General features: G+C 69.9%; 25 protein-coding genes. 14 read left to right on the top strand and 11 right to left on the bottom strand.

Going from position 1 to position 26,968, the window contains the following annotated elements; genetic code table 11:
* Nucleotides 1–76: 76 nt before the first annotated feature.
* Together IE307_RS19250 and IE307_RS19245 are read left to right on the top strand one after the other, a co-directional pair.
* Nucleotides 77–241 (top strand): RGCVC family protein, encoded by a 165-nt coding sequence (locus tag IE307_RS19250; protein WP_191299366.1) that lies wholly within the window; start codon nt 77–79, stop codon nt 239–241.
* Entirely contained in the window at nt 238–810 is a 573-nt protein-coding gene (locus tag IE307_RS19245; RefSeq protein WP_191299364.1) for a GNAT family N-acetyltransferase, read from the top strand. Before IE307_RS19250 ends, IE307_RS19245 begins: the two co-directional genes overlap by 4 nt.
* A 197-nt stretch (nt 811–1,007) precedes the next feature.
* On the opposite strand, the gene IE307_RS19240 is transcribed toward IE307_RS19245, so the two are convergent.
* The 5 genes from IE307_RS19240 to IE307_RS19220 all read right to left on the bottom strand — a co-directional run bounded on the left by IE307_RS19240 (nt 1,008) and on the right by IE307_RS19220 (nt 5,602).
* On the bottom strand, nt 1,008–2,285 hold the full coding sequence (locus tag IE307_RS19240; RefSeq protein ID WP_229904865.1) for a glycosyltransferase: 1,278 nt from the start codon (nt 2,283–2,285) through the stop codon (nt 1,008–1,010).
* Between the two features lie 149 nt (nt 2,286–2,434).
* Nucleotides 2,435–3,202: a GAF and ANTAR domain-containing protein gene (locus IE307_RS19235; RefSeq protein WP_191299362.1), complete on the bottom strand. Its 768-nt coding sequence runs from the start codon at nt 3,200–3,202 to the stop codon at nt 2,435–2,437.
* Nucleotides 3,203–3,268: 66 nt separating this feature from the next.
* On the bottom strand, nt 3,269–3,970 hold the full coding sequence (locus tag IE307_RS19230; protein WP_191299360.1) for a GAF and ANTAR domain-containing protein: 702 nt from the start codon (nt 3,968–3,970) through the stop codon (nt 3,269–3,271).
* A 137-nt stretch (nt 3,971–4,107) separates the two neighbouring features.
* Nucleotides 4,108–4,338 carry a DUF2188 domain-containing protein gene (locus IE307_RS19225; protein ID WP_191299358.1) on the bottom strand — a complete coding sequence of 77 codons (231 nt, stop codon included), beginning with the start codon at nt 4,336–4,338 and terminating at the stop codon, nt 4,108–4,110.
* Between the two features lie 118 nt (nt 4,339–4,456).
* Complete coding sequence (locus tag IE307_RS19220; protein WP_505744280.1) at nt 4,457–5,602, bottom strand: ATP-grasp domain-containing protein; 1,146 nt, start codon at nt 5,600–5,602, stop codon at nt 4,457–4,459.
* A gap of 432 nt (nt 5,603–6,034) precedes the next feature.
* On the opposite strand from IE307_RS19220, the gene IE307_RS19215 reads away from it, so the two are divergent.
* Nucleotides 6,035–6,427, top strand: a complete 393-nt coding sequence (locus tag IE307_RS19215; protein ID WP_191299354.1) for an STAS domain-containing protein — start codon at nt 6,035–6,037, stop codon at nt 6,425–6,427.
* A 332-nt stretch (nt 6,428–6,759) separates the two neighbouring features.
* On the top strand, nt 6,760–8,091 hold the full coding sequence (locus IE307_RS19210) for an FAD-dependent oxidoreductase (protein ID WP_191299352.1): 1,332 nt from the start codon (nt 6,760–6,762) through the stop codon (nt 8,089–8,091).
* A gap of 13 nt (nt 8,092–8,104) precedes the next feature.
* On the opposite strand, the gene IE307_RS19205 is transcribed toward IE307_RS19210, so the two are convergent.
* On the bottom strand, nt 8,105–8,506 hold the full coding sequence (locus IE307_RS19205) for an arsenate reductase ArsC (protein WP_191299350.1): 402 nt from the start codon (nt 8,504–8,506) through the stop codon (nt 8,105–8,107).
* A 95-nt stretch (nt 8,507–8,601) separates the two neighbouring features.
* On the opposite strand from IE307_RS19205, the gene IE307_RS19200 reads away from it, so the two are divergent.
* Both IE307_RS19200 and arsB read left to right on the top strand, forming a co-directional pair.
* Nucleotides 8,602–8,931 carry an ArsR/SmtB family transcription factor gene (locus IE307_RS19200; protein ID WP_229904864.1) on the top strand — a complete coding sequence of 110 codons (330 nt, stop codon included), beginning with the start codon at nt 8,602–8,604 and terminating at the stop codon, nt 8,929–8,931.
* Between the two features lie 25 nt (nt 8,932–8,956).
* Nucleotides 8,957–10,027, top strand: a complete 1,071-nt coding sequence (gene arsB, locus IE307_RS19195) for an ACR3 family arsenite efflux transporter (RefSeq protein ID WP_308436372.1) — start codon at nt 8,957–8,959, stop codon at nt 10,025–10,027.
* Between the two features lie 77 nt (nt 10,028–10,104).
* On the opposite strand, the gene IE307_RS19190 is transcribed toward arsB, so the two are convergent.
* Together IE307_RS19190 and IE307_RS19185 are read right to left on the bottom strand one after the other, a co-directional pair.
* Nucleotides 10,105–12,366 (bottom strand): hypothetical protein, encoded by a 2,262-nt coding sequence (locus tag IE307_RS19190; RefSeq protein WP_191299345.1) that lies wholly within the window; start codon nt 12,364–12,366, stop codon nt 10,105–10,107.
* 145 nt (nt 12,367–12,511) lie between these two features.
* Nucleotides 12,512–13,546, bottom strand: coding sequence for a LacI family DNA-binding transcriptional regulator (locus IE307_RS19185; RefSeq protein ID WP_191299342.1), 1,035 nt, complete (start codon nt 13,544–13,546; stop codon nt 12,512–12,514).
* A gap of 282 nt (nt 13,547–13,828) precedes the next feature.
* Between IE307_RS19185 and IE307_RS46845 the strand changes: the two genes are divergently transcribed.
* Nucleotides 13,829–15,346, top strand: coding sequence for a serine/threonine-protein kinase (locus IE307_RS46845; protein ID WP_229904863.1), 1,518 nt, complete (start codon nt 13,829–13,831; stop codon nt 15,344–15,346).
* Here the strand turns inward: IE307_RS46845 and IE307_RS19175 are convergent.
* The gene (locus IE307_RS19175) at nt 15,324–16,667 is read right to left on the bottom strand and encodes a hypothetical protein (RefSeq protein ID WP_191299340.1); all 1,344 of its coding nucleotides are present in this window, start codon (nt 16,665–16,667) and stop codon (nt 15,324–15,326) included. The two genes, IE307_RS46845 and IE307_RS19175, sit on opposite strands and share 23 nt — an antisense overlap.
* Before the next feature lie 43 nt (nt 16,668–16,710).
* On the opposite strand from IE307_RS19175, the gene IE307_RS19170 reads away from it, so the two are divergent.
* The 3 genes from IE307_RS19170 (at nt 16,711) to IE307_RS19160 (ending at nt 19,563) form a co-directional block, all read left to right on the top strand.
* On the top strand, nt 16,711–17,484 hold the full coding sequence (locus IE307_RS19170) for a helix-turn-helix transcriptional regulator (RefSeq protein ID WP_191299338.1): 774 nt from the start codon (nt 16,711–16,713) through the stop codon (nt 17,482–17,484).
* A 72-nt stretch (nt 17,485–17,556) separates the two neighbouring features.
* Entirely contained in the window at nt 17,557–18,798 is a 1,242-nt protein-coding gene (gene trpB / locus IE307_RS19165; protein ID WP_191299336.1) for a tryptophan synthase subunit beta, read from the top strand.
* 42 nt (nt 18,799–18,840) lie between these two features.
* Complete coding sequence (locus tag IE307_RS19160; RefSeq protein WP_191299334.1) at nt 18,841–19,563, top strand: GNAT family N-acetyltransferase; 723 nt, start codon at nt 18,841–18,843, stop codon at nt 19,561–19,563.
* Here the strand turns inward: IE307_RS19160 and IE307_RS19155 are convergent.
* The gene (locus tag IE307_RS19155) at nt 19,508–20,680 is read right to left on the bottom strand and encodes a hypothetical protein (protein WP_191299332.1); all 1,173 of its coding nucleotides are present in this window, start codon (nt 20,678–20,680) and stop codon (nt 19,508–19,510) included. The two genes, IE307_RS19160 and IE307_RS19155, sit on opposite strands and share 56 nt — an antisense overlap.
* A gap of 215 nt (nt 20,681–20,895) precedes the next feature.
* On the opposite strand from IE307_RS19155, the gene IE307_RS19150 reads away from it, so the two are divergent.
* Nucleotides 20,896–21,252 carry a YciI family protein gene (locus IE307_RS19150; protein ID WP_191299330.1) on the top strand — a complete coding sequence of 119 codons (357 nt, stop codon included), beginning with the start codon at nt 20,896–20,898 and terminating at the stop codon, nt 21,250–21,252.
* On the top strand, nt 21,249–22,490 hold the full coding sequence (locus IE307_RS19145; RefSeq protein ID WP_191299328.1) for an RNA polymerase sigma factor: 1,242 nt from the start codon (nt 21,249–21,251) through the stop codon (nt 22,488–22,490). Before IE307_RS19150 ends, IE307_RS19145 begins: the two co-directional genes overlap by 4 nt.
* A gap of 48 nt (nt 22,491–22,538) precedes the next feature.
* Here IE307_RS19145 and car read toward each other — a convergent pair whose 3' ends face one another.
* Nucleotides 22,539–26,048, bottom strand: a complete 3,510-nt coding sequence (car, locus tag IE307_RS19140; protein ID WP_229904862.1) for a carboxylic acid reductase — start codon at nt 26,046–26,048, stop codon at nt 22,539–22,541.
* Between the two features lie 352 nt (nt 26,049–26,400).
* On the opposite strand from car, the gene IE307_RS46840 reads away from it, so the two are divergent.
* Nucleotides 26,401–26,568 (top strand): hypothetical protein, encoded by a 168-nt coding sequence (locus IE307_RS46840; RefSeq protein WP_229904915.1) that lies wholly within the window; start codon nt 26,401–26,403, stop codon nt 26,566–26,568.
* Between the two features lie 7 nt (nt 26,569–26,575).
* Nucleotides 26,576–26,839: an integrase core domain-containing protein gene (locus IE307_RS46835; protein WP_229904913.1), complete on the top strand. Its 264-nt coding sequence runs from the start codon at nt 26,576–26,578 to the stop codon at nt 26,837–26,839.
* The last annotated feature ends 129 nt before the right edge of the window (nt 26,840–26,968 follow it).

Raw genomic sequence — 26,968 nt, 5'->3', positions numbered from 1 at the left:
CGAGCTGATGCCGCCTTGGGCGCACCACGCAGCCCGGCACCACCTCCTTCCCGCCCACGCTCATCGGAGTTCTCGCATGCCCACGTCCACACCACAGCTCCTCGACCTCGACGACCAGGCCGAGACCACCGGCGTCTGCGCCGTCTGCCCGCACCAGTGGGCCGAGCACGACGCGCTCGGTGTGCGTTACTGCACGGCCACCACGGTGTCCGCGCTGCCACGCGGCTGCATCTGCTCATGACCGCGAAGACCCTTGTCAGCGAACGGCTGACGCTGCGTCCCTGGCACGTCGACGACGCGCCGGCCGCGCTGGAGATCTACGGGCACGCGGAGGTGACCCGCTGGCTCAGCCCGGAGATGGACCAGGTCGCGGACAAGGCCGCGATGCGGTTGCTGCTGCAGCAGTGGGCCGCCGAAAGCGCCCGTCTGCCCGCCGCGGCGGGCCGGTGGGCGATCGAGCGCACCGCCGACGGCCTGCTGATCGGTGGCGCCGTCCTCCTGCCGCTGCCACCGGGTGAGGAAGATCTGGAGATCGGCTGGCACCTGCGTCCCGACGTGTGGGGCAACGGTTATGCGACCGAGGCGACCCACGTGCTCGCCCGGTGGGCCTTCCAGCACGACGTGAACGAGGTCTTCGCCGTCATCCGTCCCGCCAACACCCGCGCCGCCACCACGATGCGGAACAACGGAATGCACTGGGTGGGGGAGACGACGAAGTACTTCGGTGTCGAACTGCAGGTGTTCCGCCTGCGCCAGGCGGATCTCGATCCGGCAGCGCCCGCGTCGTCGCGCCCGCCGGGCGACGACTGACCGGTACCGCGGACGCTCGGCTCCGCTGCGGCGGCACACCGGCGCACCGAACCCGGCGGTTTCGTGTCCTGAGCGACCCCCCAGATCAACGCGCGCCTCGGCACTCGACGGGCACCCGCGGCCTCACCGACTCGGGCGCGCGGCCTCCGCCGGGCGGAGGACTGCCCGGACACCGCGCACGTGCGCGAGCCGCGCCGTCACGCCGGAGCCGAACCCGTTCGCGCGCGTGCGGACCGCAGCCCGGCGACGGGAAGCGTCTGCTGGGCGCTCGCCGCGGAGTAGGCGCGCACCAGATCGGAGGCGACGCGGTGCCACGAGTACCGCGCGCGTGCTCTGTCGTGGCCTGCGGCGCTGAGCAACTCCCGGTATGCGCCGTCGGCGAGCAGGGCCCTCAACGCCGTGGCGGCCGCCTGCGGCTTGTCCGGGGGCACCAGCACGCCGGTCAGTCCGTCCACCACGACGTCGACGAGACCACCGACCGCGGTGGCGAGAACCGGGGTACCGCAGGCCATCGCCTCCAGCGCCACCCCGGCGGACGACCGTTGCCTCGGGGTGCACGCCACCACGTCGGCGGACCGCAGCAGCGCGGGCAGCGCGGCGTGCGGCACGTGGCCCGCGAGCACCACACGATCGCCGACACCCACCGAACGAGCCAGCGCGAGCAGCCTCTTCGACTCCGGATCACCGTGCGAGTTCCCGGGCGCGCCACCGGCGATCACCAGCTCCACACCGTCCGCAGTGGACAGCAAGCGGATCAGGTCGTCGAATCCCTTGCGCGGCAAGAGCCTGCCCACCGCCACGATCCTGCGCGGACGACGCCGGCCGGCGGTCTCGGGCCCTGACGAGAACAGGTCGAGGTCGACGCCGGTGGGGACCACGACGAGCTTCGACCGGTCCACGCCCATCCCCATCACGGCGCGCGCTTCCACCGACGAGGTCGCGACGACGCGGGTGGCCTCGTGACCGACGAGCCGCTCCACCGTGCGGCGCTTGGTCGAGTCGGAATCGGTCGCGCGGTGGTCCTGCGGTCGCACCGAACCGAGCGAGTGGAACGTCTGCACGACAGGTGTCCGGCTGCCCCGGACGCTGAGCACGGCCGCGATGCCGGACAGCCAGCCGTGGGCGTGCACGACATCAGGAGGGCGCTCGTTCCAGTCGAGCTCGAGGAACTCGACGAAGTCTCCCGCGTGGGCGAGCACTTCCTCCGGCCCGAGCTTCAAGGCTGGACCGGCCGGCACGTGCACGACGTCGTAACCGTGAGGGGTGTGCACGCGCTGGGGTACGTGGGGGTGGTCGCGCCGGGTGTAGACGACGACCCGGTGACCGAGGGAGGACAACGCGGCGGCGAGTCCTGCGACGTGGCGGCTCAGGCTCCCGGCGGCGGCCACACCCGGTTCGGCCAGGGGACTCGCCTGCTCGGAGATGAGCGCGATCCTCTTGCGCGTGAACGCGATCGACTCGGTGCTGACGCCCACGACGTTCTCCTCACGACGAGGTGACGAGACCGCGGGTCCGGGCGGTTGTTGCCCACCAGCAACCAGATCAGGCTACCCGCACTCCGTCGTTGCGGCACGCGACAGCACCCCTGCGCGCGCCGGCCGGGAAGTCGAAGCGACGGGAGGAGTCACGCGTCAGAAGCAGGACGCCGCACGGCGAGCAGGTCGGCGGGACGCAGTTCTCCGACGACGAGTTCGCGGGCCACATCGGCCAGGCGACGGCCGGCGCTGCGCGCGTAGCTCCGCAAGGCGTTGAACGCCTGCTCCATCTCCAGATCCCCGGCGAACGCCAGCACTCCCTTGGCCTGCTCGATGACGACCCGGCTGTTCAGCGCCGTCTGCAGCTGCTCGGTGACGATCTCACTGCGCCGGATGGCGCGTTCCTGCAGGATGCCGATCGTCGCCGTGTCCGCCAACGCGCGCACGACCAGCATGTCCTCGTCGTTGAGCAACCCGGTGTCGCGGCGGAACAGGTTCAACGTGCCGATGGTCTCGCGGCGCAACCTCATCGGCACCGCGTACACGGAGGCGAACCCCTCCTCGACGGCGAGTGGCGCGAACCTGGGCCAGCGCCTCAGTTCCGTCGACAGGTCCGCGACCAGCACCGGCTCACCGCTGTGCACGCAGTCGAGGCACGGGCCTTCGCTCGCCTGGACCTGGAACAGCTCGAGCATCCGCGTCTGGACGGAGGTGTAGGCCACCACGCGCAAGCCGCCGTGCTGGTCGGACAGCATCAGCCCGGCCGCCGTCGCGTCCAGCAACTGGACGCAGTGCTCGACCAGCCCGTGCAGCAGGTCCACCACGTCGTAGTCGTCGACGAGCGTGTCCGCGAGCTGGACCAGCGCCCGGAGCAACCGCGACTCCCGCTCTGTCGTGGACGGTGCGTTATCGCTCATCACCAGCTCCTGTCATGTTCGTCCGGCGGTCGTGCTGCCAGGACCGTGTTGCCGTCTCGTGCGTGGTCATGTGGCGAGCTCCAGCGGGGACAGCCTGCGGCTCACGATGTCCCTGGCGAGCTCGTCCAGCGACCTGTCCTTTGCGAAGGCGTGGCCCCGCAACCGGGACAGAGCCTCCTCCGCGGAGATGCCGAGGGCTGCGACGAGCATGCCGGTGGCCTGGTGCACCTGTTCACGGCCGGGCGACATCACACCCCGAAGGCCGGCGGTGTCGTCGACCTCGCCCAGGAGCACACCGAGCAGCACGGCCGTCACGACGTCGACCACCTCCAGCGCCACGGTGAGCTCGTCGGCCGAGAGCCAGCCGGGCCGCCTGCGGTAGAGGTCGAGGGCGCCGATGCCGATCGCGCCCGCCTGCAACGGGAACGCGAAGATCGCACCGATGGGCAGCGCGGCGATCGCGGCCGCGAACACCGGCCACTCCAGCACCGACGCCTGCGGCAGGTCGGGAACCAGCACCGGCTTGCGGGTCGAGAACGCCTCGAAGCACGGGCCCTCGCCCAGGGTGAACTGGACGTTCTCGATCTCCGTCGCGATCTCGTCGCTCGCGTACAACGTCTCCCGCTCCCGCGGGCCGCTCATCACCGAGATCGAGGCACCGTCCACCGGCAGCACGTCCACGCACGCGCGGATGACGCGCGCCAGGGCGTCGAGCTCGCTCGTGTTGCCGCGGAGCGCGGCGATCACCGCCGCTCGCGCGGCGCTCACCGACCGAGGCGACCCATCAGGTACGTGCACCTGCGGTCACACCACCGGGCAAAGGCCGGTTGTTCACGGCTGGCACCGGTTTCCTCCACGACATCGGCTGGTTCGACCCGTCCTGGACGGCCGGCCCGGCTGCGGGTTCAGCCCGGGAGAGCGGTGTGGGGGTCGCGGCCACGAGGGTAGACGTCGTGCTCGCTGATCGTGCCGTCACGGTCCCGGATGATGTGGTCCACCGCGTGCACGATCGCCATCTCACGACCATTCGTGGCCGCATCCTTCCTGGTGAGGTGGGTGCTGGACACCTGGTCGCCGCCCTGCACCCTGTTCTTCCACAGGCCGTCTTCGAAGTAGGTCTCGATGTCGCCACGCATGGGCTCGCTCCTGTCGGGTCGCCCGGCCGAGTACCCGTGACGTCGCGCCGCACACCACGTACGACCTCGCGCACTCCGGTGAACCTGTTCGGCAAGGGCTGCCGGGCGTCGCGGCGCCTCAACGGTTGTACATGGCCTCCAGCGCGGAGCGGCGGGTCGTGACGTCGCCGGGATCGTCCCCGAAGACGATCAGGTGCAGGGTGGCCTGCTTGACCGGGTTGTCGGTGCGGCGCGTGTCGTGGCCGCCGGTGACGAGCAGACCTCCGCGGTGCAACGCGGGACGCAGCGCGGCCAGCAGCGCGGCGATCGGCGCCGTGGTGGTGAGTTTGGTGGACTCCGAGGGGCGGTCGAGGGCGTCCGGGCGGACGGTGTGCAGCGCCAGCAACGGGATGGAGCCGCTGGTGATGCGGAAGTTGAGGTCGAGCATGACGAGTCTGCCGTCGTGCGTCTGGGCGCAGTCGAGGCTGCACATGCCGCGGTAACCGACGTCGGCGGCGCGCTGGGCGATCGCGAGGCACTCGGTGAGCAGATCGGCGGGGAGGGGCACGACGAGCCCGAAGCGAGCCCCGGCGTAGACGCCGTGAGCGTCGATGCGCTGGTCGGTGACCGCGAGCAGGCGGGCCTTCCCGTCGGCGGCGACGTAGAGCTGGACGCCCCAGTTGCGGTGGATGTTCAGGTACTCCTCGACGACGACCTCGCTGAGCACGCCGGTGAACGCGGGCAGGGTCACGAGGTCTCCCGCGCGGTGCAGGTAGACGTCGAGGCTGGCGCCGTGGGCGGCGTTGGTGGCGGCTTTGAGGACCCAGGACTTCTCGGCGGGCGTGGCCTCGGCGAGTTCACCGATGGCCACGATCTGGCGGCGTGCCTGGAACCGCGGCTCCACGAAGGTGCTGATGCTGGCCTTGTTGTTGAGGTAGCCGACGAGCTCGGCGCTCTTCACCGAACGTTCGTCGGGGCTCACACCGGCGGGCTGCGGGTATTCCATGGACAGGCGCAGACCGTCGCTGAGGGCTTCGCTGACGCGGGTGGCGAACTCGGCCTCGGTGCGGAACTCCCGCGCGTCGGTGCCCACGGGCAGACCGCCGTCGAGGAGTGTGGCGATCAGGTTGGGCTCGGTACCACCCGCGCTGCTGATGACAGGAGTGCCGGCGGCGACGGCGAGGGGACGGGCGGACAGGACGTCGCGGGTGATCCGGTGCCTGCTCGACGGCACCGCCGGCTCCTGGGCGGGGCGGGCGCAGACGGCGACGTCGGGGCCGTAGATGTCGGTGAGGGTGCGGGGAGCGGCCGTGGCGGGGGTGAGTGCCGGAGCGGTGATGGGAGGTCTCCCTTGTGGGGGTGGTGCAGAGCCCGGTGAAGGGCGTGGGGTGGGCGAACCTTCCGCGAGCGGTGAGACGCCGCCTGGACCAGGCGTCCGCTCTTGGATGAAAAGCGCCTACCGGCATGAACCCGGGGCGATGTGAACCTCAACTGTCTCACGTCTCGCGCATGGGCTGTGTCCGCGACGGTCCCCGGCGGTCCGGCGAGCCTGCGTCGCGGCCGCACGCCCGTTGCCGGACGTGGTTGTGCCCTCGTCCCGTGGCGGGATAGCGTGGGGGACAGGGATTGATCATGCAGAGAGGTTCGTCTACTGGTTCTCCGGGTGGGGCAGCGGCTCGTGTCGGCGCTTTTCACGGTTGGCTGATGGGAGTTCGGAATGGCACACGACTTCGACGAGGCCGCGGACCAACCGGTTCTGCGCACCACTGACCACGACGGCATCGCGGTGGTCGAGATCGCCGGCGAGCTCGACATGAAGACGGCGAAGACCTCGCTCGCGGACGTGCTCCTCGTGCTCGACCAACGCCCCAACGGCATCGTGCTCGACCTCCACTCGGTCACCTTCTTCGGTTCCGCCGGCGTCAGCCTGCTCGTCTCCGTCCAGCAGGAGTCCCGGCGGCAAGGCGTCCCCTTCGGCATCGTCGCGGCGCACAAGGCTGTGACGAGGTCCTTGACCGTGAGCGGCATGGAATCGCGGCTACCGCTGTTTCCTGCCGTGGCCGACGCCGTCGTCGCTCTTCGCGCCTCGTCCGCACCACCGCAGCGCTGACAGGTCCGGCGGGACCGGCCTCCCGACTCGCGTCCACAGTGGACGAAGATCGCGGACTCCCGCCCGGTGGTTCGAGAAGATCGAGGTCTGCAACCTCCAGGGGCCTGCGGCCTCGACCTCCTTGTGCGCCAGGGCTTTGCCGACGCCCCAGGCGCGGAAGTCCGTGCCCGCGTAGGGGAACTTCGGTTTCGAAGGTCGCGTTGCCGGTGGCGACGCCTTCGCCGTGGATGTCATGACTGAAGCATCGACGCGGATCGATGGTTGCATCAATCGATCCCGGTCGATACAGTCCGACCCGTTGATTCGAAATCCTTCGATGCAAGGGGTGTGTCGTGAGCGAGTTGCCGGTCGTCGTGGTGGGTGCCGGACCTGCGGGTTTGTCCGCGGCGGCGCATCTGGTCGAACGAGGGGGGCGGGTGCTCGTTCTGGAGGCAGGTGATCGCGCCGGTGCGGCCGTGTCGCAGTGGAACTACGTCCGGCTCTTCTCGCGGTGGAGCGAGCTCGTCGACCCGGCCGCTGAGCGGATGCTCCTCGCGACGGGGTGGGCACGGCCCGACGGTGACACCTACCCGACGGGTCAGGAGTGGGCCGACCTCTACCTCGCGCCGCTCGCGGAGGTCCTGGGCGACCGGGTGAGGTTCGGTGCTCGGGTTGTCGGTGTCGCTCGGCGCGGGCGCGACCGGGTCGTGGACGCCGGCCGTGAGGACGAGCCGCTGACCGTGCACGTCCGGACCAGCGCGGGTGAGGAGCGCATCGCCGCTCGTGCGGTGATCGACGCCTCCGGCACCTTCGGCTCGCCGAACCCGCTGGGCGGTGACGGTCTGCCGGCGGCGGGGGAGGGCGCCGCGGCCGCGCAGATCAACTACCGCGTGCCCGACCTCGATGCCGAGCGTTCGCGGTACGCGGGCAAGCGGATCGCCGTCGCGGGCAGCGGGCACTCCGCGCTCACCGCGCTGGTCGTGCTGGCGGAGCTGGCCGAGCAGGAGCCCGGCACGAAGGTCGTGTGGTTGTTGCGCCGCGGTGCGGTGGGCAACGTCTTCGGTGGCGGCGAGTCCGACCAGCTGCCCGCGCGCGGTGCTCTGGGGTCGCGGGCCAGGAAGGCGGCCGAGGCCGGGCACATCGACACCGTCACCGGGTTCCGCACCGCCGCGGTCGAACGAGGTGATGGCGGCAAGCTGATCTTGGAGTCGTTCGACGGCCATCGGGTCGGGGACGTGGACGAGATCGTCGTCCTGACCGGGTTCCGGCCGGACCTGTCGTGGCTGTCGGAGGTCCGGCTGGACCTGGACCCGGTGCTGCAGGCCCCGGCGAAGCTCGCGCCGCTGATCGACCCGAACGTCCACTCGTGCGGCACGGTCTACCCGCACGGTGAAACCGAGCTGCGGCACCCGGAACCGGGTGTCTACCTGGTGGGCATGAAGAGCTACGGCCGTGCGCCGACGTTCCTGTCGCTGACGGGCTACGAGCAGGCCCGGTCCGTCGTGGCCGCGATCTCCGGTGACCTCGAGGCGGCCGCGCGGGTCGAGCTCGTGCTGCCCGAGACCGGGGTGTGCGGTGGCGCCGGTGTGTTCGACGCTCCGCAGGAGCAGAAGAACAGTGGTGGCTGCTGCGGAGCTCCGGAGACGGTCGACGTGTCGATCGGTCTCGCGCCCAGCGCACGCTGACACCGCCGGGGCGTCAGTCGAGCAGTTCGGCGACCAGTCCGCGCACGCGGCGGTCGATGTCGTCGCGGATCGGTCGCACGGCGTCGATGCCCTGGCCCGCCGGGTCGTCGAGCTGCCAGTCGAGGTAGCGCTTGCCGGGGAAGACCGGACAGGTGTCGCCGCAGCCCATCGTGATCACGACGTCGGAGGCCTCGACGTCGGCGGTGCTGAGCTTCGAGGGCACCTCGGCGGTGATGTCGAGGCCCCACTCGGCCAGTGCCGCCGCGGCGGCCGGGTTGACCTTCTCAGCCGGTTCGGAACCGGCCGAGCGCACGGCGACGCGGCCCAGGCCGTGGTGCTGCAGCAGTGCGGCGGCCATCTGAGAGCGCCCGGCGTTGTGAACGCAGACGAACAACACCTCGGGGGTCTTGGGCACGGTCATCTCCTGCGCTGTCCCGGATCGGAGTTCTTCGATGCAGATCACACCGCCTGTATCGACATTTGTCAATCCAAGTGGCTATGGTGGTCGTCATGACGAGCCCGGACCAGACGCTGCTCGACGCGACGACGGCCGCACGGCTGTTCAAGGCACTCGGTGACCCGATCCGCGTCGAGCTCGTGGGTCTCGTGCGGCGGACCGAGGGACAGGAGGCGTGCTTCTGCGACCTCGCCGACCAGTTCGACATGCCGCAGTCCTCGCTGAGCCACCACCTCAAGATCCTCGTGCGGGCCGGTGTGCTCAGCCGGGAGCGCCGCGGCACCTGGAGCTGGTACCGCATCGACAACGCCGCCATCGACACCCTCGCGGCCGTCCTCGCGCCGGGCGGCCCGCTGCGCGACGCCAGTGCCTGCTGCGGCTGACGTCCGCCCACGACCAGGAGAACCGTTGAGCACCAAGGAAACCGCGGCACCGGACGTGCTGCACCGACTGTCCTTCCTGGACCGGTTGCTGCCGGTGTGGATCGGTGTCGCCATGGCCGCCGGCCTGCTCCTCGGCCGGTTCGTCCCCGGCCTGCGGGGAGTGCTCGACGCGGTGAAGATCGGTGGGGTGTCGCTGCCGATCGCGCTCGGCCTGCTGCTGATGATGTACCCGGTGCTGGCCAAGGTCCGTTACGACAGGCTCGACACCGTCACCGGCGACCGCCGCACCGTGCTGCTGTCGCTGGTGCTGAACTGGGTGCTCGGCCCCGCGCTGATGTTCGCGCTGGCCTGGATCTTCCTGGCCGACCTGCCCGAGTACCGCACCGGCCTGATCATCGTCGGCCTCGCCCGCTGCATCGCCATGGTCATCATCTGGAACGACCTCGCCTGCGGCGACCGCGAGGCCGCAGCCGTGCTCGTCGCGCTCAACTCCGTCTTCCAGGTCGTGATGTTCGGTGTCCTGGGCTGGTTCTACCTCGAACTGCTGCCCGGCCGGCTCGGCCTGGGCACCGCCTCCGTCGACTTCTCGGCCTGGGAGATCGCCAAGTCGGTGCTCGTCTTCCTCGGCATCCCGCTGCTCGCCGGCTACCTGAGCCGCAGGCTGGGGGAGAGGGCGCGAGGCAGGGACTGGTACGAGACGAGGTTCCTGCCCCGCGTCGGCCCGATCGCGTTGTACGGCCTGCTGTTCACGATCGTCGTCCTGTTCGCGCTGCAGGGCGAGACCATCACGAACCGCCCGCTGGACGTCGTCCGGATCGCACTGCCGCTGCTGGTCTACTTCGCCGTCATGTGGGCCGGTTCGTACGCGCTGGGCAAGGCGTCCGGGCTGTCCTACGAGCGGACCACCACGCTGGCGTTCACCGCGGCGGGCAACAACTTCGAGCTGGCCATCGCCGTCGCGATCGGCGTCTTCGGCGTGACCTCGGGCCAGGCCCTGGCCGGTGTGGTCGGACCGCTGATCGAGGTGCCCGTCCTCGTCGGACTCGTGTACGTCAGCCTCTGGCTGCGCCGCCGCTGGGCCCGCGTCCAGCTCTGACGTTCGTGCTGAACTGAGGCCGCTCACACCTGGCCCGCGGTCTCCGGTGCCGCGAGCCAGGCGCGATCGGTCCAAAGCTAGGCGAGACACCGCCAGCTGTACGGGTCGGCGATCGACGAGGACCGGGCGAAGACGCCCTGCTCGTGCGGGTTCTGACGCTGGCACGCGTCGTCGAGGTCCATCGCCAGCCGCGTGCCGGAACCGGTGACGCAGCGCCAGTCGTGGGCGGTCGTCCCCGCCAGGGTCACGCCGTTCGCGGCGCCGATCGAGGTGCAGTAGCCCTGCAGGTCGAGGCCGCCCTTCTCGGTGAACACCGGTGTCCTGGCAAGGGTCACGGTCACGGAGTTGGTGCCGGCCGGCAGCGAGACGACGCCCTTGGCGCTGTCGACGGTGCCCGCGCTGGCCCCGGCGACGTTGCCCACGAATGCGGGCAGTTCGAACCGCACACCGTTCGCCGGAGCGGAGCCGGTCAGGGTCAGGGTGACGTTCGCCCCGGCGACGCTGATCGACGCGCCCATGCGCCGGGCGCCCGCGATCGGGTAGTTGGCCACGGAGGTGGTGGCCCCGTCGCGCAGCCACTGGTTCGGCACTCCCCGGCCGACGATCACGGTGCCGTCGAGCTTCTCGGCGAGCAACGAGTCGAGCAGCACCTTGGAGGCGTTGGCCTGCCCCCACATGTGCGGGCTGGATCCGCTGCCCGCGGTGCTGTGGGTGCCGGGGGACCAGTTGCTCGTCCCAACGGTCTGGATCCCTTCCCACCAGGAGAACGGAGCGCTCTGGGCGTTCTGGATCAGGTACTGGTAGCCGTGGATCCCCTCGGAGCGGTAGCGGGAGGAGGCCAGACCGGCCGAGCCGTAACCGGCGTTGTAGGAACTGCTCACACCGGGGTAGCCGCCGAAGGTGTGCTTGGGCAGTCCCGAGAGACGGGCGAAGCCGTTGTCGTAGGTGGCGTCGATCAAGTCGATCATCGGCCCGGCCGGGGTGCTGCCCCACAGCTGACCGTCCCACGCCCAGCGGCCGAAGAGGAACATCGAGGCCCAGTTGCCGTTGTTGTTCTGCCCGCAGACGTTGGCGCTGCTGTTGGGAACGTCCATCGCACAAGGCAGATAGGACAGGCCGTTGCTCGAGATCGTGGTGTTCAGCCGTGCGTTGACCGCCCGCAGGAGGGTGTCGTACGTCCGGCCGGCCCACGTCGCCTCGGCGGTCTCGCCGAGGGTGGTGGCGATGTACTTGTAGGTGAGCAGAGCGAGCAACGCCGACTGGTTGTCGACGGTCCAGTAGCCGGTGTGGTCCACCGCGATCGTGGCCTTCATGATCCCGCCGGGGCCGGTGGCGTCGGACTCGATCCGGTGCGCGGTCTGCCTGATCGTCGCGAAGTGGGACCGGACGAAGGCCGCGTCGCCGGTCTTGCGCAGGTACACCGCCCAGGGCCAGTTGTACTTCCATGTGCCGTCCGGGTACATCCGGGTGATGTCGTTCGGATCGTCCTGGGCGATCAGCGTCGGCAGGTAGTCCTTCGCCTTGTTCAGGTCGCCTGCCTCCAGCAGCTGCACCAGCATGCCGACGAGGTCGTGGTTGAAGATGGCGTCGTAGCCGTTCTCGCCCACGTTGAGGCGGTTGCCGTCCTTGACGAGGTTCGTGGTGATGTACCCCGAGCGGTAGGCGTTGGCCAGCTGCGGGTCGGGAACCTGGATCTGCGCGATGTGAGCGAGTTTGCCGTCCCAGTAGGACGTCATGTGCGCGTAGTGCGCGTCGTACCCGCCGGCCGAGGTCAGTTCGGAGGCCGTGGGCCAGGCGTGGCCCTGGCCGAACCGGTCGGCCGCGATCACGAAGTCGAAGTCGGTGGTCTGCCCCGGCTGGACCGTGGTCGACGGCCGCGTGAGCGCGATGGTGCCGCCCGAGGGAGCCGGATCGAGGACGTGGGCGACCGTGTCGTGGTTGACGACCCTGACCCTGGAGTAGATGGCGACGAAGTCCCGGCCGCCGATCGTCACCTTGTCACCGAAGTTGGTGATCGTGACGGTGCTGTTGTCCCGCTCGAACTGCGTGGTCAGGGCGGGGTAGTAGCCCCCGGCGTTGAACCACTGGACACGTCCGGGGTTGTTGTAGATCCCGAACCGGACGGTCGTGTTCGGTCCGGAGTGGACGTCGAAGCTGCCGTCCTTGTGGGTGAGGACGCCGTAGTAGTCGCCCTCCCACCCGATCGAAGCGCTGTCGTGCTGCGTGACCGAGGCCTGGGCCTGTCCCGAGTGCCACGCGGGGGAGCTGCCGGCCAGGGCGAGCGCCACGCTCACGGCTGCGGCCAGCCAGCCGCGCCGCCTTCGACTGTGCCTGTTCATCTCTGGGTTCCTTCCGACGACGCCCTAGCTCGGCGGCGGCCCCAAGGACGTTCTTGGATCGATAAAATCCCGTGTGACGCACACAACCACAGCGTTGTCGGCGGTGTCAATCGAGGAAAGTGGATCGATCCAACCTGGGCGGAGATCAGGCCTGGGGCCGGGAGGAACCACGCACGATCAGCTCCGGCGGGAGCAGCGACGTCACCGGAGTCGTTGTCCCGTCAGGGGAGCAGAGTGCTTCCACGATCCGCCGCCCGACCTCGGGAAGCGGCTGACGGACGCTGGACAGGTCGAGGACCTCCGCTGACGGGGTGTCGTCGTAGCCCACCACCGCCACGTCCTGCCCAGGGGACAGCCCGAGGTCGCGGAAGGCCTGCAGTGCGCCCGCAGCCAACGTGTCCGACGCCGCGACCAGAGCCGTCGGCGCGTCGGGCCTGCCCAGCAGACTGCGCGCCATCCTCGCGCCGCTCAGCCAGGTGTCCTCGCCCCGCACGTCGAGACGGTGGCTGCCCGCCAGCAGGCCGTGCCGGTCCATCGCAGTCACCCACCCCTCGGCGCGATCGTCGCCGACGCGGTGGCCTTCGGGAAAACCGAGGAAACCGATGCTGCGGTGACCGGACTCCGCGAGGTGGTCGACGACCGAGGCGACGCCCCGCGCGTTGTCCACGTCCACCCAGCCGGCATCGGCGGCCCTGCCGAAGCACACGAACGGCACCCGTGCCTCCGTCAAGATCGACGGCCGCGGATCGTCGGGAACCACGTTGTACAGCACGACACCCTCGACCGAACCGGTGCGCACGAGCTGGACGCAGGTGGCCGCCTCGCTCTCCGCGTCGTCCGCCGCGAACAACATCAGATGCCTGCCGGACGCCTGCCCGGCCTCGGCCAGTGCGTGGAGGAAGCGGTCGTGCAGGTGGGCGAGCGAGTGCGAGGAGACGGGCTCGATGCGGCACGCGATCATCCCGGCGGCGCTGGACCGCAACGCCCGCGCCAGCCGGTTCGGCTGGAACCCCAGCTCCGCCACGGCCCGCTGCACGCGTTCCCGCGTCTCCGTGCGCACCTTCGCCGGGGAGTTCATCACGTTGGAGACCGTCTGCTTGGACACCCCCGCCGCCGCGGCGACGTGGGCGATCGTCACCGAGCCGGAACCCTGCCGCGGTGCGGGTCGGTTTCCCGGCATGTCGGTCACCGCAGCACCTCTTCCGCTCGATTTCCCTCATGCTAACGGCCGATCGGATTGGATCGGTAAAACGGAGGGTGAGCAGCGTGTTGTGGCGGATGCGCCAGAGACAACCCTCCGTGGCCAGCGGTCCACGTCAGCTGCGGCGGCTATCACCTGTCAGCAGCAACCGTTCGGTGCGACAAGTACTCGGCGTGGCAATCCGCCGGCCGGCATTCGCCCGACTGGTACGGTACGGCCGGTTGCGCTCCCTCAACGGCGACTCCCCGAAGGACCTGCGAAGTGATCGATCCCGGCAGTGCCACTTCGGCGACGAGGATGTTCGGCCCGTACCGGCTGGAGTCGTTGCTGGGCCGCGGTGGAATGGGCGAGGTCCATCGCGCCTACGACACCGTCAAGGAACGCACTGTCGCCCTGAAGCTCCTGCCGGTCGGCCTGGCCTCCGACACGACCTACCAGGCGCGGTTCCGGCGTGAGTCCCAAGTGGCCGCCCGCTTGCGCGAGCCGCACATCATCCCGATCCACGACTTCGGCGAGATCGACGGCCAGCTGTTCATCGACATGCGCATGGTCGACGGGGTCGACCTGGGCTCCCTGCTCCGCCGCGAGGGGGCACTGGACCCGGCCCGTGCGGTGCACGTAGTCGGGCAGATCGCTGCCGCACTCGACGCCGCGCACGCAGAGAACCTGATCCACCGCGACGTCAAGCCCTCCAACGTGATCGTCGTCGGGACGGGCGCGGACGAGTTCGCCTACCTCATCGACTTCGGCATCGTCCACAACTCACTCGACACCGGCACCGGCGACGCCGCACTCGGCAGCCCCGCGTACACGGCGCCGGAGCGGCTCCAGCCGGTTCCGGCGATGGACGCCTTCCAGCGGGCCGTCGACGTCTACTCCCTGGGCTGCGTGCTCCACGAACTGCTCACCGGACGGCTCGCGTTCCCAGGTGATAACAACATGGCGATGATGTTCGCCCACCTCCAGACCCCGCCGCCGCGGCCGAGCGCCCTGCGCCCGAACCTGCCGCCCGGCCTGGACGACGTCGTGACCCGCGCGCTGGCGAAGAACCCCCGGGACCGCTATCCGAGCGCCGGAGCACTGGCGGCGGCGGCCCGCGCCGCCCTCACGACCTCGCGGCACCCGGCCCCGACCGGCCCCGCGGACGCCACCACGAGGTTGCCGATCCTCGGCCGCCCGGCGGTCGATCCGCGCGGAACCCGAGTGCTGCCGAACGAGGCTCAGCGCCCGCGTCGCGCGCTCGGCGGGTGGCGCGGCTGGGTCGTCACGGCACTCGTCCTGCTGGCCCTGACCGCCTCGGCGATCACCCTGTACCCGTACGTCCGGACCTGGGGACAGCCCGTCTCCTCACCGACCGTCTCGTCGCAGCCCGTCTCGACGTCGTCCGCCGCCACGACGTCCTCCAGCCCGCCGTCGTCCGCCGTGCAGACCACCACGCGCCTGCTGACCATCCCGGCCGGTGGCCCGCTGTTCGGCAACGACGAGGCGCAGGCCAAGGGACCGGCCATCTGCGAGCAGGTGGGCGGCAAGTTCAACGTCGGGTGGTTCACCCCGGGCCAGACCACGGGCGAGTACAGCATGGTGACCTGCGCGTTCGTGTTCGAGCCGACCACTGAGCGCGTGCTCGACGTCGACGCCGGCGGCCTGATCTCGGACGAGGACGACGCCAGGGAGAAGGCGCCGGGCATCTGCGCCAAGGCGGGCGGCACGTGGAACCGCGAGTGGCGCGACGTGGTCGCGGGCAAGTACAGCGTGGTCAACTGCACGTTCGTGTTCTGAGTGCTTCGTTGAGCACGTCGGCGGTGTCCTCCAGCACGGCGACGATCTCGTCGACGCGCAGCCGAACCGCTCCCTCGCGGTCGCCGACCCCGTCGATCCGCGAGCGCAGCCGGTACTGGAGCGTGCCGTCCGGGAGCAGCTCCGCGTCCAGGTCGTTGGTGGTGGGACCCCAGTACGCGAAGTCCGGCGACCGCCCCGCCCGGTAGCGGGCGGCGTCCGTTCGCAGCGAGTGCACGAACTGCGGCACGTACGCCGTGTTGTCGAACGGTGTGACGATGGCGCCGTCCAGCCACACCGTGCAGGTCCGCAGTCGTGCGGCGTCCGGATCGACTGGCCCGATCTCCATCGCGAGGCGCGCCCTGTCGCCGATGAGCAGATCCGTTGCACACCACCGCGACACGTCGGCGTCGAAGTCGAGCGCCGCGGCCACGGCGTCCAACGTGCCCGCGGTCTCGTCCTCCTCCAGCGCGACCGACGCGGGCAGATCGGTGAAGCCCAGGTGTTCCAGCGCGGCACGCAGGTTCTGGTAGTCGGCCGGCAGATCGGGGTGCGTGGTGTACACGCCGATGTTGCGCAGCGCCGGCACGTGCGGCCGGTCCGGGCCGGGCAGCCGGGTGCCGGCCAGGTACACCCGCGCGGCCCTGTGGTGCGGCGCGGCGTAGTCGGCGGGACCCAGTTCCACGGCGAAGCTCTCCCGGTCACCACAGATCCCGGCGGTCCGGACGGCGAAGGCGCCGAGCAGGTCGTCGGCCACGGCACGCCACTGCGCCGGATCCCCGCTGGTGACCCGCGCGAACCCGCTGAGGTCCGCGATGTCGGCCTTCCTGCCGGCCAGGCCCAGCAGGCCGTTGGCGCTGTGGTGGCGCACCAACGACTCCACGTCGAGCATCCCGCGGTGCAACGCCGCCAGCGAGCGTGGAGTGATGGGCAGCCGCCGCAGCGCCAGGGCCGCGTCGATCCGGTCGCCCCAGTGCCCGAAACCTTCGAGCACGGCCGCGACCTCGGACACGTACTCGTCAGAGCCGGTCATCTCACACAGCACCTGCGCGATGCGCACGCGGAAGACACCGTGAGCCGACGGGAGAGCAGACCGCAGCAGGGCGGCCGAGTCCGCCGGCGCACGACCGAGGCGAGCCAGACCGCCCAGCGACTCGACGGCGACGTGGTCGTGCTCGGCGACGCCCGCACGGAGCATCCGTTCCGCGCGCTCCGGCCGGCGCTCGTGCTCGGCTGTCAGAGCGTCGACGTCGGCGCCTTCGTGCCACACCAGGTACGGATCTCCGAACACCTCTCGGCGGAACTCCTGCCACGCATCGCTCACCAGCGTGAGGCTAGCGGCGCGCCGGTGGGGGAGACTCGACGTCGTGACACGAGTCGACTCGATGACGTTCGCGCTCCAGCACGCGGACCTCCTCCGCGCGCGGGCGACGGCGGCGGACTTCGACCCGCACCTGCACGGCACGTACTCGGTCGTGGTCGTCACGAACGGAACAGCGCACATCTGGTCCAGCCGCTGGAACAGGACCGTTCGCGCCGGCGACGTGTTCTTCTTCAACCCGTTCGAGGTGCACGCGGGCAGCGCGGGCGGTCTCGCGCAGTACCACGTCCTCTACCCGTCGGAGGCGTTTCTCGACAGCTGTTCCGCCGCGATCCGGCCGGACGAGATCCGGACCATCCGCACCGAGGTGATGACGCGAAGCCGGACGACCCTCCACCTGGCCGACGCGCTGGCGACGGCCGACGACGCGTCGATCGAGGAGTCCCTCCGCCAGGTGCTGCGGGAATGCGACTTCTCGGTCGAGTCCCCGGTGTCCACCTCGGCGTCGATCGCGCGAACGGTCTGCGACCTCGTCCGGCAGGACGGCCTGCGGTCGACCCGCACGGACGACCTCGCGCGCGAGATCGGGGTCAACCCGAGCCACCTCGTGCGCTCGTTCCGGAAGACGATCGGCATTCCCCCGCAGACCTACGTCCGCCAGGTCCGCGTCGCCCGCGCCCGGGAGCTCATCTGCGCCGGGTTCGAGTTGGACGACGTCGCGCAGATGGCGAACTTCTCCGACCAGCCCCACCTCACCCGCGAGTTCAAGAAGGTGTTCGGCGTGCCGCCGGGGGCGCTCTCCCGTGGCGTGGGCCGCTGAGACGGCGCACATCCTGTTCAAGATTTCGGCGTCCGTCGTGCCTACCGTCGGGTCATCCGAAAGGTGGTCACGATGCCGCACGACACAAGCGCCCACACCGGCCGTTACCCCGACGCCGACGGCTACTACGGAGATTTCGGTGGCAACCACTGGCCCGCACCTCTGGGGCCCGCGTTGGAGGAACTCGCCACCACGTACGAGCAACTGCGGTCGTCACCGGACTTCCGCCACGAGCTGGACACCGTCCGAAGAGGACTGCAGGGCAGGCCGACGCCGGTGCACCACCTGGAGAACCTCTCGGACCAGGTGGGCGGCGCCCAGATCTACGTCAAACGCGAGGACCTCAACCACACCGGCGCGCACAAGATCAACCACTGTGTCGGCTTCGCTCTCCTGGCCAGGAAGATGGGCAAGCGCACGCTGATCGCCGAGACGGGCGCCGGCCAGCACGGCGTCGCACTCGCCAGTGCCGCCGCCCGGTTCGGGCTCGACTGCGAGGTCCACATCGGAGCGATCGACTTCGACAAGGTGAACGCGAACGTGAGCCTCATGCGACTGCTGGGCGCACGGGTGGTTCCGGTTGCGTCCGGCCAGTCGACGCTGAAGGAGGCCAGCGACTCGGCGTTGCAGGCCTACACCGAACAGCACGCCCACGCCCTCTACGCGATCGGTTCGGCCATCGGGCCGCACCCGTTCCCGATGATCGTCCGGGACTTCCAGTCGGTCGTCGGGCAGGAGGCCCGCGCTCAGTTCCTCGCGATCACCGGGGGAGCACTGCCCGACCACGTCGTCGCCTGCGTCGCCGGCGGGTCCAACGCCCTCGGGCTGTACTCCGGTTTCCTGGACGACCCCGAGGTCACCCTGCACGCGGCCGAACCCCTCGGCAAGGGCGCCCGGCTCGGTCAGCACGCGGCCACGCTGACCTTCGGCACCCCGGGAACCCTGCACGGGGCCCGGTCCGTCGTCCTGCAGGAGCACGGCGCGCCCGCCGCGGTGACGTCGATCGCCTCAGGCCTCGCCTACCCCGGTGTCGGCCCCGAGATGGCCATGCTGGCCCAGGCCGGCCGGCTGTCCCTCGACACCGTCTCCGACGACGAAGCGGTCGCCACGTTCCTGCGCGTCGCACGGACGGAGGGCATCATCCCGGCACTGGAGAGCTCGCACGCCCTCGCGTCCGCGATCCGGCTGGCGGCGACGAGGCCGCCTGCCGAGCGCGTGCTGGTCAACCTGTCGGGGCGCGGCGACAAGGACGTCGGCTTCGTGCTGGCCAGGCACGACACGCTCGGGCAGCGTGATCGCGTACCTCCGGTGTGATGTCCTGTTCGGACACCCGACCGCGAGGAGACCTGCCACACCATGAACAGCAGTGGTGACGAACCCACCCCGCCGTCGATCCGGCGACGCGACTGGCGAAGCGTGCCCGAGGCCGAGTACCGGCAGATCAGGCTGCTGTGGGAGGAAGCGTTCCCGCCCGGCGAACGCAGTGCGCACGACACGGTCTCCCGTCGCGACAGCACGTGGCTGTGGACGGCGCACTCCGCCGACGGGCACCTGATCGGGTTCGCCACGGCGCTGCGCCTGTCGTCGTCCGGCGTGGCCTACCTCGAATATCTCGCCGTGTCGCCTTCAGCGCGCGGCACCGGGACAGGTGCCGCGATGCTCTCCGCGATCGCGACCGATCTCCAGGCGGAGCGGACGGTGAACGGGATCGTGCTCGAGGTGGAGGATCCGCTCCGCACACCAGGACGTGATCCACTCTTGGCGCGGCGAGTGGCCTTCTACGAACGGTGGGGCGCGCGGCCGGTGCCGTCGCTGAACGACTACTCCATGCCCGACCTCGCGAACCCCGGTGGACTGGTGCCGATGACCCTGCTGTGGCGAGGAATCCGCGACGAGTCCATGCTCACCCCCGATGGCGTGGCGAAAGTGCTCACTGACCTCTACCGCGGCTATTACGCGCACGCAGCATCGGAAGACCACCTCGAGAACATGCTGGAGCGTGTGACACCTGCTGTCCCGGCCGTCAGCGCAGCAAGGGGGCCAGGTTGCCGATCCGGGCACCGGCCGTCGAGGTCGTGAGGGCACGCAACTGACTGACTACTGTGGACAGTTCGCCGGTGAAGGGATGTGTTGGCCCGTAAAGGACCGGGGCCGGTACTTCGGCGGTCTGGGCGTTGAGATCGGCGACGAGGGCGGCGCTGGTGCTGCCGTTGGGGACGATCCGCAGTGTGTGGTCGAGGATGCTGCCCGGCTCGCCGCCGAAGACGCGGACGCCGGGCAGGACGCCGATCCCGGTGTTCCAGTCCATCGAGTTGCGGACGTTGTCCATTCTCGCGGTGGTGGACTGGGTCACGCCGGCTTTCCTGGAGTGCACGACGGCGACGTTGGGCCGGGTGGTGGTGGCGTTCTCCTTGAACACCATGGCGTACCCACTGGTCTCGGTGGCCGGTGTCCACGGGTACGACGGGATGTTGTAGCCCGCCCGGTACCACTCGGCCGGGCTGCCGTCGCCGTTCAGGCTGAACGCCACGGCGTCGAAGGCGTGGGCCGAGCGCAGGAACGGCAGCCAGTTCTCCAGGTAGAACTCGACGTCGGGCACCACCGAGCCCGACTTCACGATCCTGGGCAGGCGCACGACGCGCCGGATCTGCAGGGCACCCCCGGTGAGCCGGGTGTAGCGGGTGAGCTGGGGCACCGGGTCGGAGCCGGCGAAGTCGGCGTCCAGCTGGGGAAACCACTGCCTGTCGGCGATGGTCCACACGTCCGTGGTGGTGCTGCTGGGCCGTTCGACCGCGACGGTCCGGGAGAACTCCCCGGCGTGGTTGCCGGCCTGGTCGACGTTCCAGCGCTTGTCGGGTGCGGCGGACGTGCCCTGGACGTTCAACGCCCACAGGACGGCCTGCATCACCCGGTCGGTCTCCTCTCCCTGAAAGCTGGGGGAGAGCAGCGCGCGGTAGGTCTCCGGGCAGTACCGCATCTCGCGGACGCAGCCTCCGCCACCGAGGCGGTAGTCGAACTGCTCGGTGTTGTTCCAGTAGGCGCGCTGCCAGATGTCGTTGCCGTAGGTGAAGAACTGCCAGGACCACCCGGACTGGGCGTGGGCACGGCCCAACGGACCGAGGGCGGTCACGGCCAAGGCCGCGGAGGCCGAGGCGAGAAGGTCACGACGGGTGAGAGCGGCTGGACGTCTCGGCACTGGTCCTCCAGGGCACGGGCAGGGATCGACTGCCTGTGACGCTAGGACTGGACCGCGCCACCGGTCGTCAGGAGAACCCCTGACGGACCCCCTGACGTTGTCGGGCAGCGGACCCGACTCCGAATCTCGCCCGGCTGTCGATCCGCCGCCCGCCTCATCCGTCGTAGGGTGGAGGCCACCCGCCGGAGGGGGCCCGTACCCGAGGGACCGAAGACATGGCGAAGTACATGATCCTCATCTACGGCGACGCCGCGCAGTGGGACGCGATGACCGAGGAGCAGTGGCAGGCGCACAACGCGGGCCACGCGGCGTTCGCGGCCAAGGCCGGTACCCGTGTCCTGGACGGCAGGCAGCTCGAGAACACTCCGACGGCCACCTCCCTGCGCGCCGACGTGCACGGCCAGGTCCACACCACGGACGGCCCGTTTCTCGAGACCAAGGAGGGAATCGGCGGCTACTACCTGCTCGAAGCGTCCGACCTCGACGAGGTGCTCGAACTGGCCCAGCTGCTGCCCGAGCTGAACTACACGCACAGCGGTCTCGAGATCCGTCCAGTGGTCGAACGCGGGTGAGCGACACCGGAGATGCCGTGGTCGCGGCGGTGGCCGAGGCCTACCGCCGCGACTGGGCGGTGGTGCTCAGCACGACCGCCCAGCTGACCAGAGACCTCGACCTGGCCGAGGAGCACACCCAGGACGCGTACGCCCAAGCCCTGCAGACGTGGGAGGCGACGGGCATCCCGGACCGGCCGGGCGCCTGGCTGACCACCACCGCCCGCAACCGAGCCCTGGACGCGCTGCGCCGCGACTCGGTGTTCCGCCGCAGAATGCCCCTGCTCGTCACCGACGAGACCACGCGGGGACCGGAAGACGCCCTCGACGACGACCGGCTCCGGCTCATCTTCACCTGCACCCACCCCGCGCTGTCGACCGACGCTCAGGTGGCGCTGACGCTGCGCCTGGTCTGCGGCCTGTCCACCCCCGAGGTGGCCAGGGCGTTCCTGGTACCGCCCGCCACCATGGCGGCTCGCATCACCAGGGCGAAGAAGAAGATTGCCGCCGCCCGCATCCCGTACCGCGTACCGGGCCCCGACCAGCTCGACGAGCGAGTCAGCGCCGTCCTCGAGGTGGTCCACCTCATCTTCACCACCGGCCACACCGCGCCGTTCGGCGCCGACCTGGTGCGCCGCGACCTGACCGACGGCGCCATCGGACTGGCACGCCTGCTGCACCTGCTCATGCCGACCAACGCCGAAACCACCGCACTGCTGGCACTGCTGCTGCTCAACGCGGCGCGCCAGGACACCAGGGAGGCCGACGACGGCCGCCTTCTGCTGCTGTCCGAACAGGACCGGACGCGCTGGGACCGCCGGCTGATCGCCGAAGGCCAGTCGCTGCTGACCGAAGCCCTGCTGCGACGCCCACCCACCCGCTACGCCCTGCAAGCCGCGATCAGCGCCCTGCACGCGGAAGCACCGAGCTGGGCCGACACCGACTGGGAGGAGATCGTCAGCCTCTACGACCTCCTGCTCCAGTTGTGGCCGTCCCCGGTGGTCGAACTCAACCGCGCCGTCGCGATCGGCATGCGCGACGGCCCGCGGGCCGGACTCGACGCGCTGACACCGTTGCTGGCCGACCCGGCGCTCGCCACGTACCACTACCTCAGCGCCACCCGCGCCGACTTCCTGCGCCGGCTGGAGCACTGGCCGCAGGCCGTGACGGCTTACCGGGAGGCGCTGGCCCTCACCGACAACGAGGTCGAACGCACCTTTCTCACCGAGCGTCTGTCCGAAGTGGAACGCAATCTGTGACGCAGCCCATCGCTCCGCAGGCGGGAGGTGTGCGCGGCAGAGCCGGCTCTACAACAGGCGCAGCTGCCGCAGATCGCTGACGTACTTGAGAACCAGCTCTCGGGTGATGTGCGGGATGTCCCCGGACTCGCCCACTTTCTCCTCCCGCACGGCCTCCCGGAACTGGCGGGTGAGTGATGTGCCGTCGCCCGCGGGCTCGGCGGGTGTGCGGTAGGCGTGCAGAAGCGGCAGCAGCGATTGCTGGCGCAGCGCGTCCGGCAGATCGCGCAGCGCGGACTCGAAGCGCTGGCGCCACTCGTCGTAGTCCGCGACCCGCGTGATGGGTTTGCCGGCCTCGACCAGCCAGTCGACGAAGGTGTCCAAGGAGATGCCGTCGTCGTGCGGGTTGAACACGTGATAGGTGCGGTAGCCCTCGGCGTCGCGGGTGCCCAGGACGCCCATTGCCTCTGCGATGAAGTCCACGGGCAGACCGTCGTAGTGCGCTCTGGGCGGTGTGCCGTCCGCGCTGCGGTAGAAGGTCGCCGGGGCGAGACCGGTGGCCAGCAGACTGAGCACCAGCCGGGTGAACATGTCCGGCACGTTCAGCTGACCGGTGAAGCGGCTGTGGGTGAGGATCATGTCCGACCGGAACACCGTCACCGGCAAACCGCACTGTTCGTGCGCCTCCCGCAGCAGCACCTCGCCGGCCCACTTGCTCAGCGAGTAACCGTTGGCGTAGTCGCCGTTGCGGTGGCGCACCGCGCCCATCGTGCGGACGTCGGCGGTTTCCGTGAATTCCCCTGCAGGAACCTGGTTTCCCACACCCACGGTCGACACGTTGACGAACGGCTTGATCCGTTCTGTGAGCGCGAGCCGGATCAGTTCGGCCGTACCGACCACGTTCGGGCCGAACAGGTGCTCGTAGGGCAGCACGTGGTTGACGAGGGCGCCGGGGTGCACGACGGCGTCGACCTCGCCGGCGAGTCGCTGCCAGGTCCTCGCGTCGAGCCCGAGGGAGGGCTCCGCCAGATCACCCGCGAGCACCTCGAGGTGCCCTTCTGCCAGGCCTCGGTAGAGCTCGATCAGCGCGGCGTCGCCCGTGTCGAACGTGGCGTCGAGCCGCTCGCGGGCAGCCTTGTCATCGGCACCGCGCACAACGCACACGAGCTTCCCGCCCGTGCGGGAGAAGCGTTCGAGCCAGTCGAGGCAGAGGAATCGGCCCAGGTACCCCGTCGCTCCGGTGAGCAGCACCACCTGCGGAGGTCCGCTCGGGCGTGGCAGGGCAGGGGCCGCCGCGATCACTTCCCGGTCGAGGAACCGGTCGAGGGTCAGGTCGCCGGCTCGGATCTCGGTCGCCTCCACGCCGTGGATCGACGCGAAGGTGGGCCTCGCAGTGCCGGACGCGCGACGCGCCGCCACGTACGCGGCGATGTCCCGCAAGGTGCCCGACGGACCGAGCAGCATGCCCACCGGGACGTCGATCCGGTAGATCTCGCTGAGCAACGAGGCGAACGAGACGGCGGAGAGCGAGTCGCCTCCGAGATCGGCGAAGCGCGCCTCGCCGTCCAGTTCCGAGCGGCTGTGGCCGAGCATGGCCCGCGCCGCTCTCGCCACCGTCTCGTCGACCGGTTGATCTGGTCCGCCTCGCCGCAACGCGCGCAACTCGTCCGTCTCGCCGCGAGCCAGATCCGCGTAGAGCGCCTCCAGCCTCGCGCCGTAGCGCTCGCGCAGCCGCGGTAGCAGCAGTTTGCGCACATCGGACAGCAGACCGTTCTCCGCGCTGAACGGCTCGGTCTCGACGAGGAAGTCACGGGGGATCTCGTACGGCTCGAGTTCGGCCCTCACCGCGGTCCGCCGCAGTGCCTCGGCGAGGTTCTGCCGCAACGCCTCCGCGTCCCCCGCCTCCCGCACCGCGGCCTCGGCAGGCACGATCACCGCCAGCAGGTACGCCCTGGCACTGCTGCCGTAGACGTAGATCTGCCGGATCAGCGGATCTGCCGTGTACTCCGCTTCGAGCTTGGACAGGGTGACGAACTCGCCCTGCGACAGCTTCTGCACGTTGTTGCGGCGGTCGACGTAGACCAGTTCGTCCGGACCGGTCAGCGCCATGATGTCGCCGGTGCGGTAGAAGCCCTCCGCGTCGAAGACCGACGCGGTCACCTCCGGCCGCTTGAAGTAGCCGGGGAACATCGACTCGGCCTTGAGCAGCAACTCGCCGCGCGGGTGGGGCTGGTCCGTGTGGAAGTAACCGAGTTCGGGGACGTCGACCAGCCGGAAGTCGACCACCGGCGGGCGCAACAGCTTGCCGTTGCGCAGGACCGTGCCGAACTCCGTGGCGCCGTAGCCCAGGGTCAGGGGGCCGCCGAGGCACTCCTCGGCGAACCTCTTCATCTCCGCGGAGATCGGCGCGCTGCCGACCAGCGCTTCGACGACCCGGCCGCCGAGGACTCGGCCGCGCAGGTCCTCTTTAACTGCGGCGTCCAGTTCGCGTTCGTTGGAGAACTCACCCGCGCGCAGCTCCAGCTGACCCTGGTACTCGTGGAAGAGCATGTCGAAGATGCGCGGCACGGCCATCAGTTGCGTCGGCCTGGCCAGGGCGATGTCCTCGAAGAGCGTGGAGAGGTCGCTGCGGGCGGAGAAGTGGACCGTTCCCCCGTTGCCGAAGGTGCCGCTGATGATCGTCCGGCCGAACGCGTGGCTCATCGGCATGTAGCTGACCGTGACCACCGGGAAGGCAGCGGCGGCCCGTTTGCCGCCGGTCCACAGCTTGCGCACCGACTGCTGGGTGTAGATCGCTCCCTTGGGACTGCCCGTGCTGCCCGAGGTGTAGATCAGCGAAGCCAGGGGGTCCTCACCCGGCTCCGGCACGTGCACCGGCAGGGCAGCCCGCTCCCGGTCCCGGCTGAGCACCTGCGCGAAGGTGGTCACCTCGACGCCCGTCCCGGCCAAGCCCTCCTCGAACTCCGCACAGGCGTCGCGTTCGTCGTCGACGCCGGGATCCAGGTCGAAGACCAGAGCGAACCGCGCCCCCTCGGCCTCGCGCAACAGCGCGGCCGCCCTGGGAAGGTGTTCGACGCTCGTGGCGAGGACCAGCGGACGGGTCTCGGCCATGATCTCGTGCAGCTGCGCGATCGCCGAGGTCGGCTGCAGCGGCACCGTCACCGCCCCGAGCCTGATCGCCGCCAGGTCCACCGCCACGTACTCGGCGCTGGTGAACCCGATCGTCGCCACGAAGTCGCCGGCGCCGACGCCTCGAGCCGCCCACTCCGCCGCGAGCGCGCCCGCGTCGGCCCACAACTCACCGTAGCTGCGGGTGACGAAGCCATGCAGCAGCCGCCGGGTGCGGCGGCCGGTCGCTGGATCAGTCACCGTCTCGACCTCCCGCACGGCGACCGCGGGACGGTCGGCGTAGGCGGTCATCAGCCGCTCCACCGTCGTCCCCAGCGCGAGGCCCGGCTCCTGGATCCTCTCCGTGACCGCCGGATCGGGAATGAGGGCGTGCAGTCGCGGATCGTCGGCGAACACCACGTTCCCGAGCTTCGCATTCGCTGATTGCGTGCCCGCGGAATCCACGCTCACTGCTGTCACCACGTCCGTTCGGTAGTCACGAAACCCAGGCGTTCTTCATTCACAGCACCGACAGGTGGTGTAGACGACCACCGCGCGGCGGCCGATGTCAAGATCGATTCGGAGTAAGTCGTGGTCTCACCTCGTGTCCAGTCGACCTGCGGTACCCGACGCCAGCGGTGTGGTGGGGCGGTGGCAGCCCGCGCAACTGCGCGGGCCTTTGCATTTCCTGCGGGCGAATCTGCCGGGCTTGCAGGCGCAACAGCACCGCCCAGCTGTGGAGGACGCGGTGACGACGGCGGTACGCCCTTCCGACACAGGTGGTGTTCCGCCGCCGCATAAGACACCTCCCGGGAAGACCAAGGTGAGCGCCTTCCGCCATAAGACCGGGCAGCAGGACATGCGAAAGAGCACCGAGTTCGGATTCCTGGCTCGTGACAGGGCAGGCCAGTTCACAGCTTCGTTCGATTCCATTCTCGCGGACGTCGGCATCGACGTCCGCGAAGATCCAGCCGCGCCGCCTGTGGGCTAACTGCTACGTGGAACGGTTTGTCGGCACCGTTAGACGCGAGCTCACGGATCGGCTGCTGATCATCGACGAGGTGCACCTGAAGTCGGTGCTCAACCGCTACGTCTCCCACTACAACCATCGGCGACCACACCGAGCCCTGCGCCACGCTGCGCCGCGACCCGATCACCCGGCCGGAGACCCGGGCTGTCGATCCGTGCATCGTCAGCGAGACCGTCTCGGCGTTGATGGCCCTCACGTAATGATTTCGAGTGCGTTTCTCTGCATTTCCTGATGCCCCGGAATAGTGCGCCACTGGTCAAATAGTGGACAGTTCTTGGTGATAGAGGCGATGCGTGGCTTGTTCGCAGTCCCGGTGAGTCATCCTGTCCACCCGCATTCACATCGGTGCGGAGGAATGTGA

It is taken from the genome of Lentzea cavernae (assembly GCF_014653695.1).
Classification (GTDB): Bacteria; Actinomycetota; Actinomycetes; order Mycobacteriales; family Pseudonocardiaceae; genus Lentzea; species Lentzea cavernae.
The sequence above is the reverse complement of the archived record's forward strand: the minus strand, read 5'-3'. Positions and strand labels throughout refer to the sequence as shown.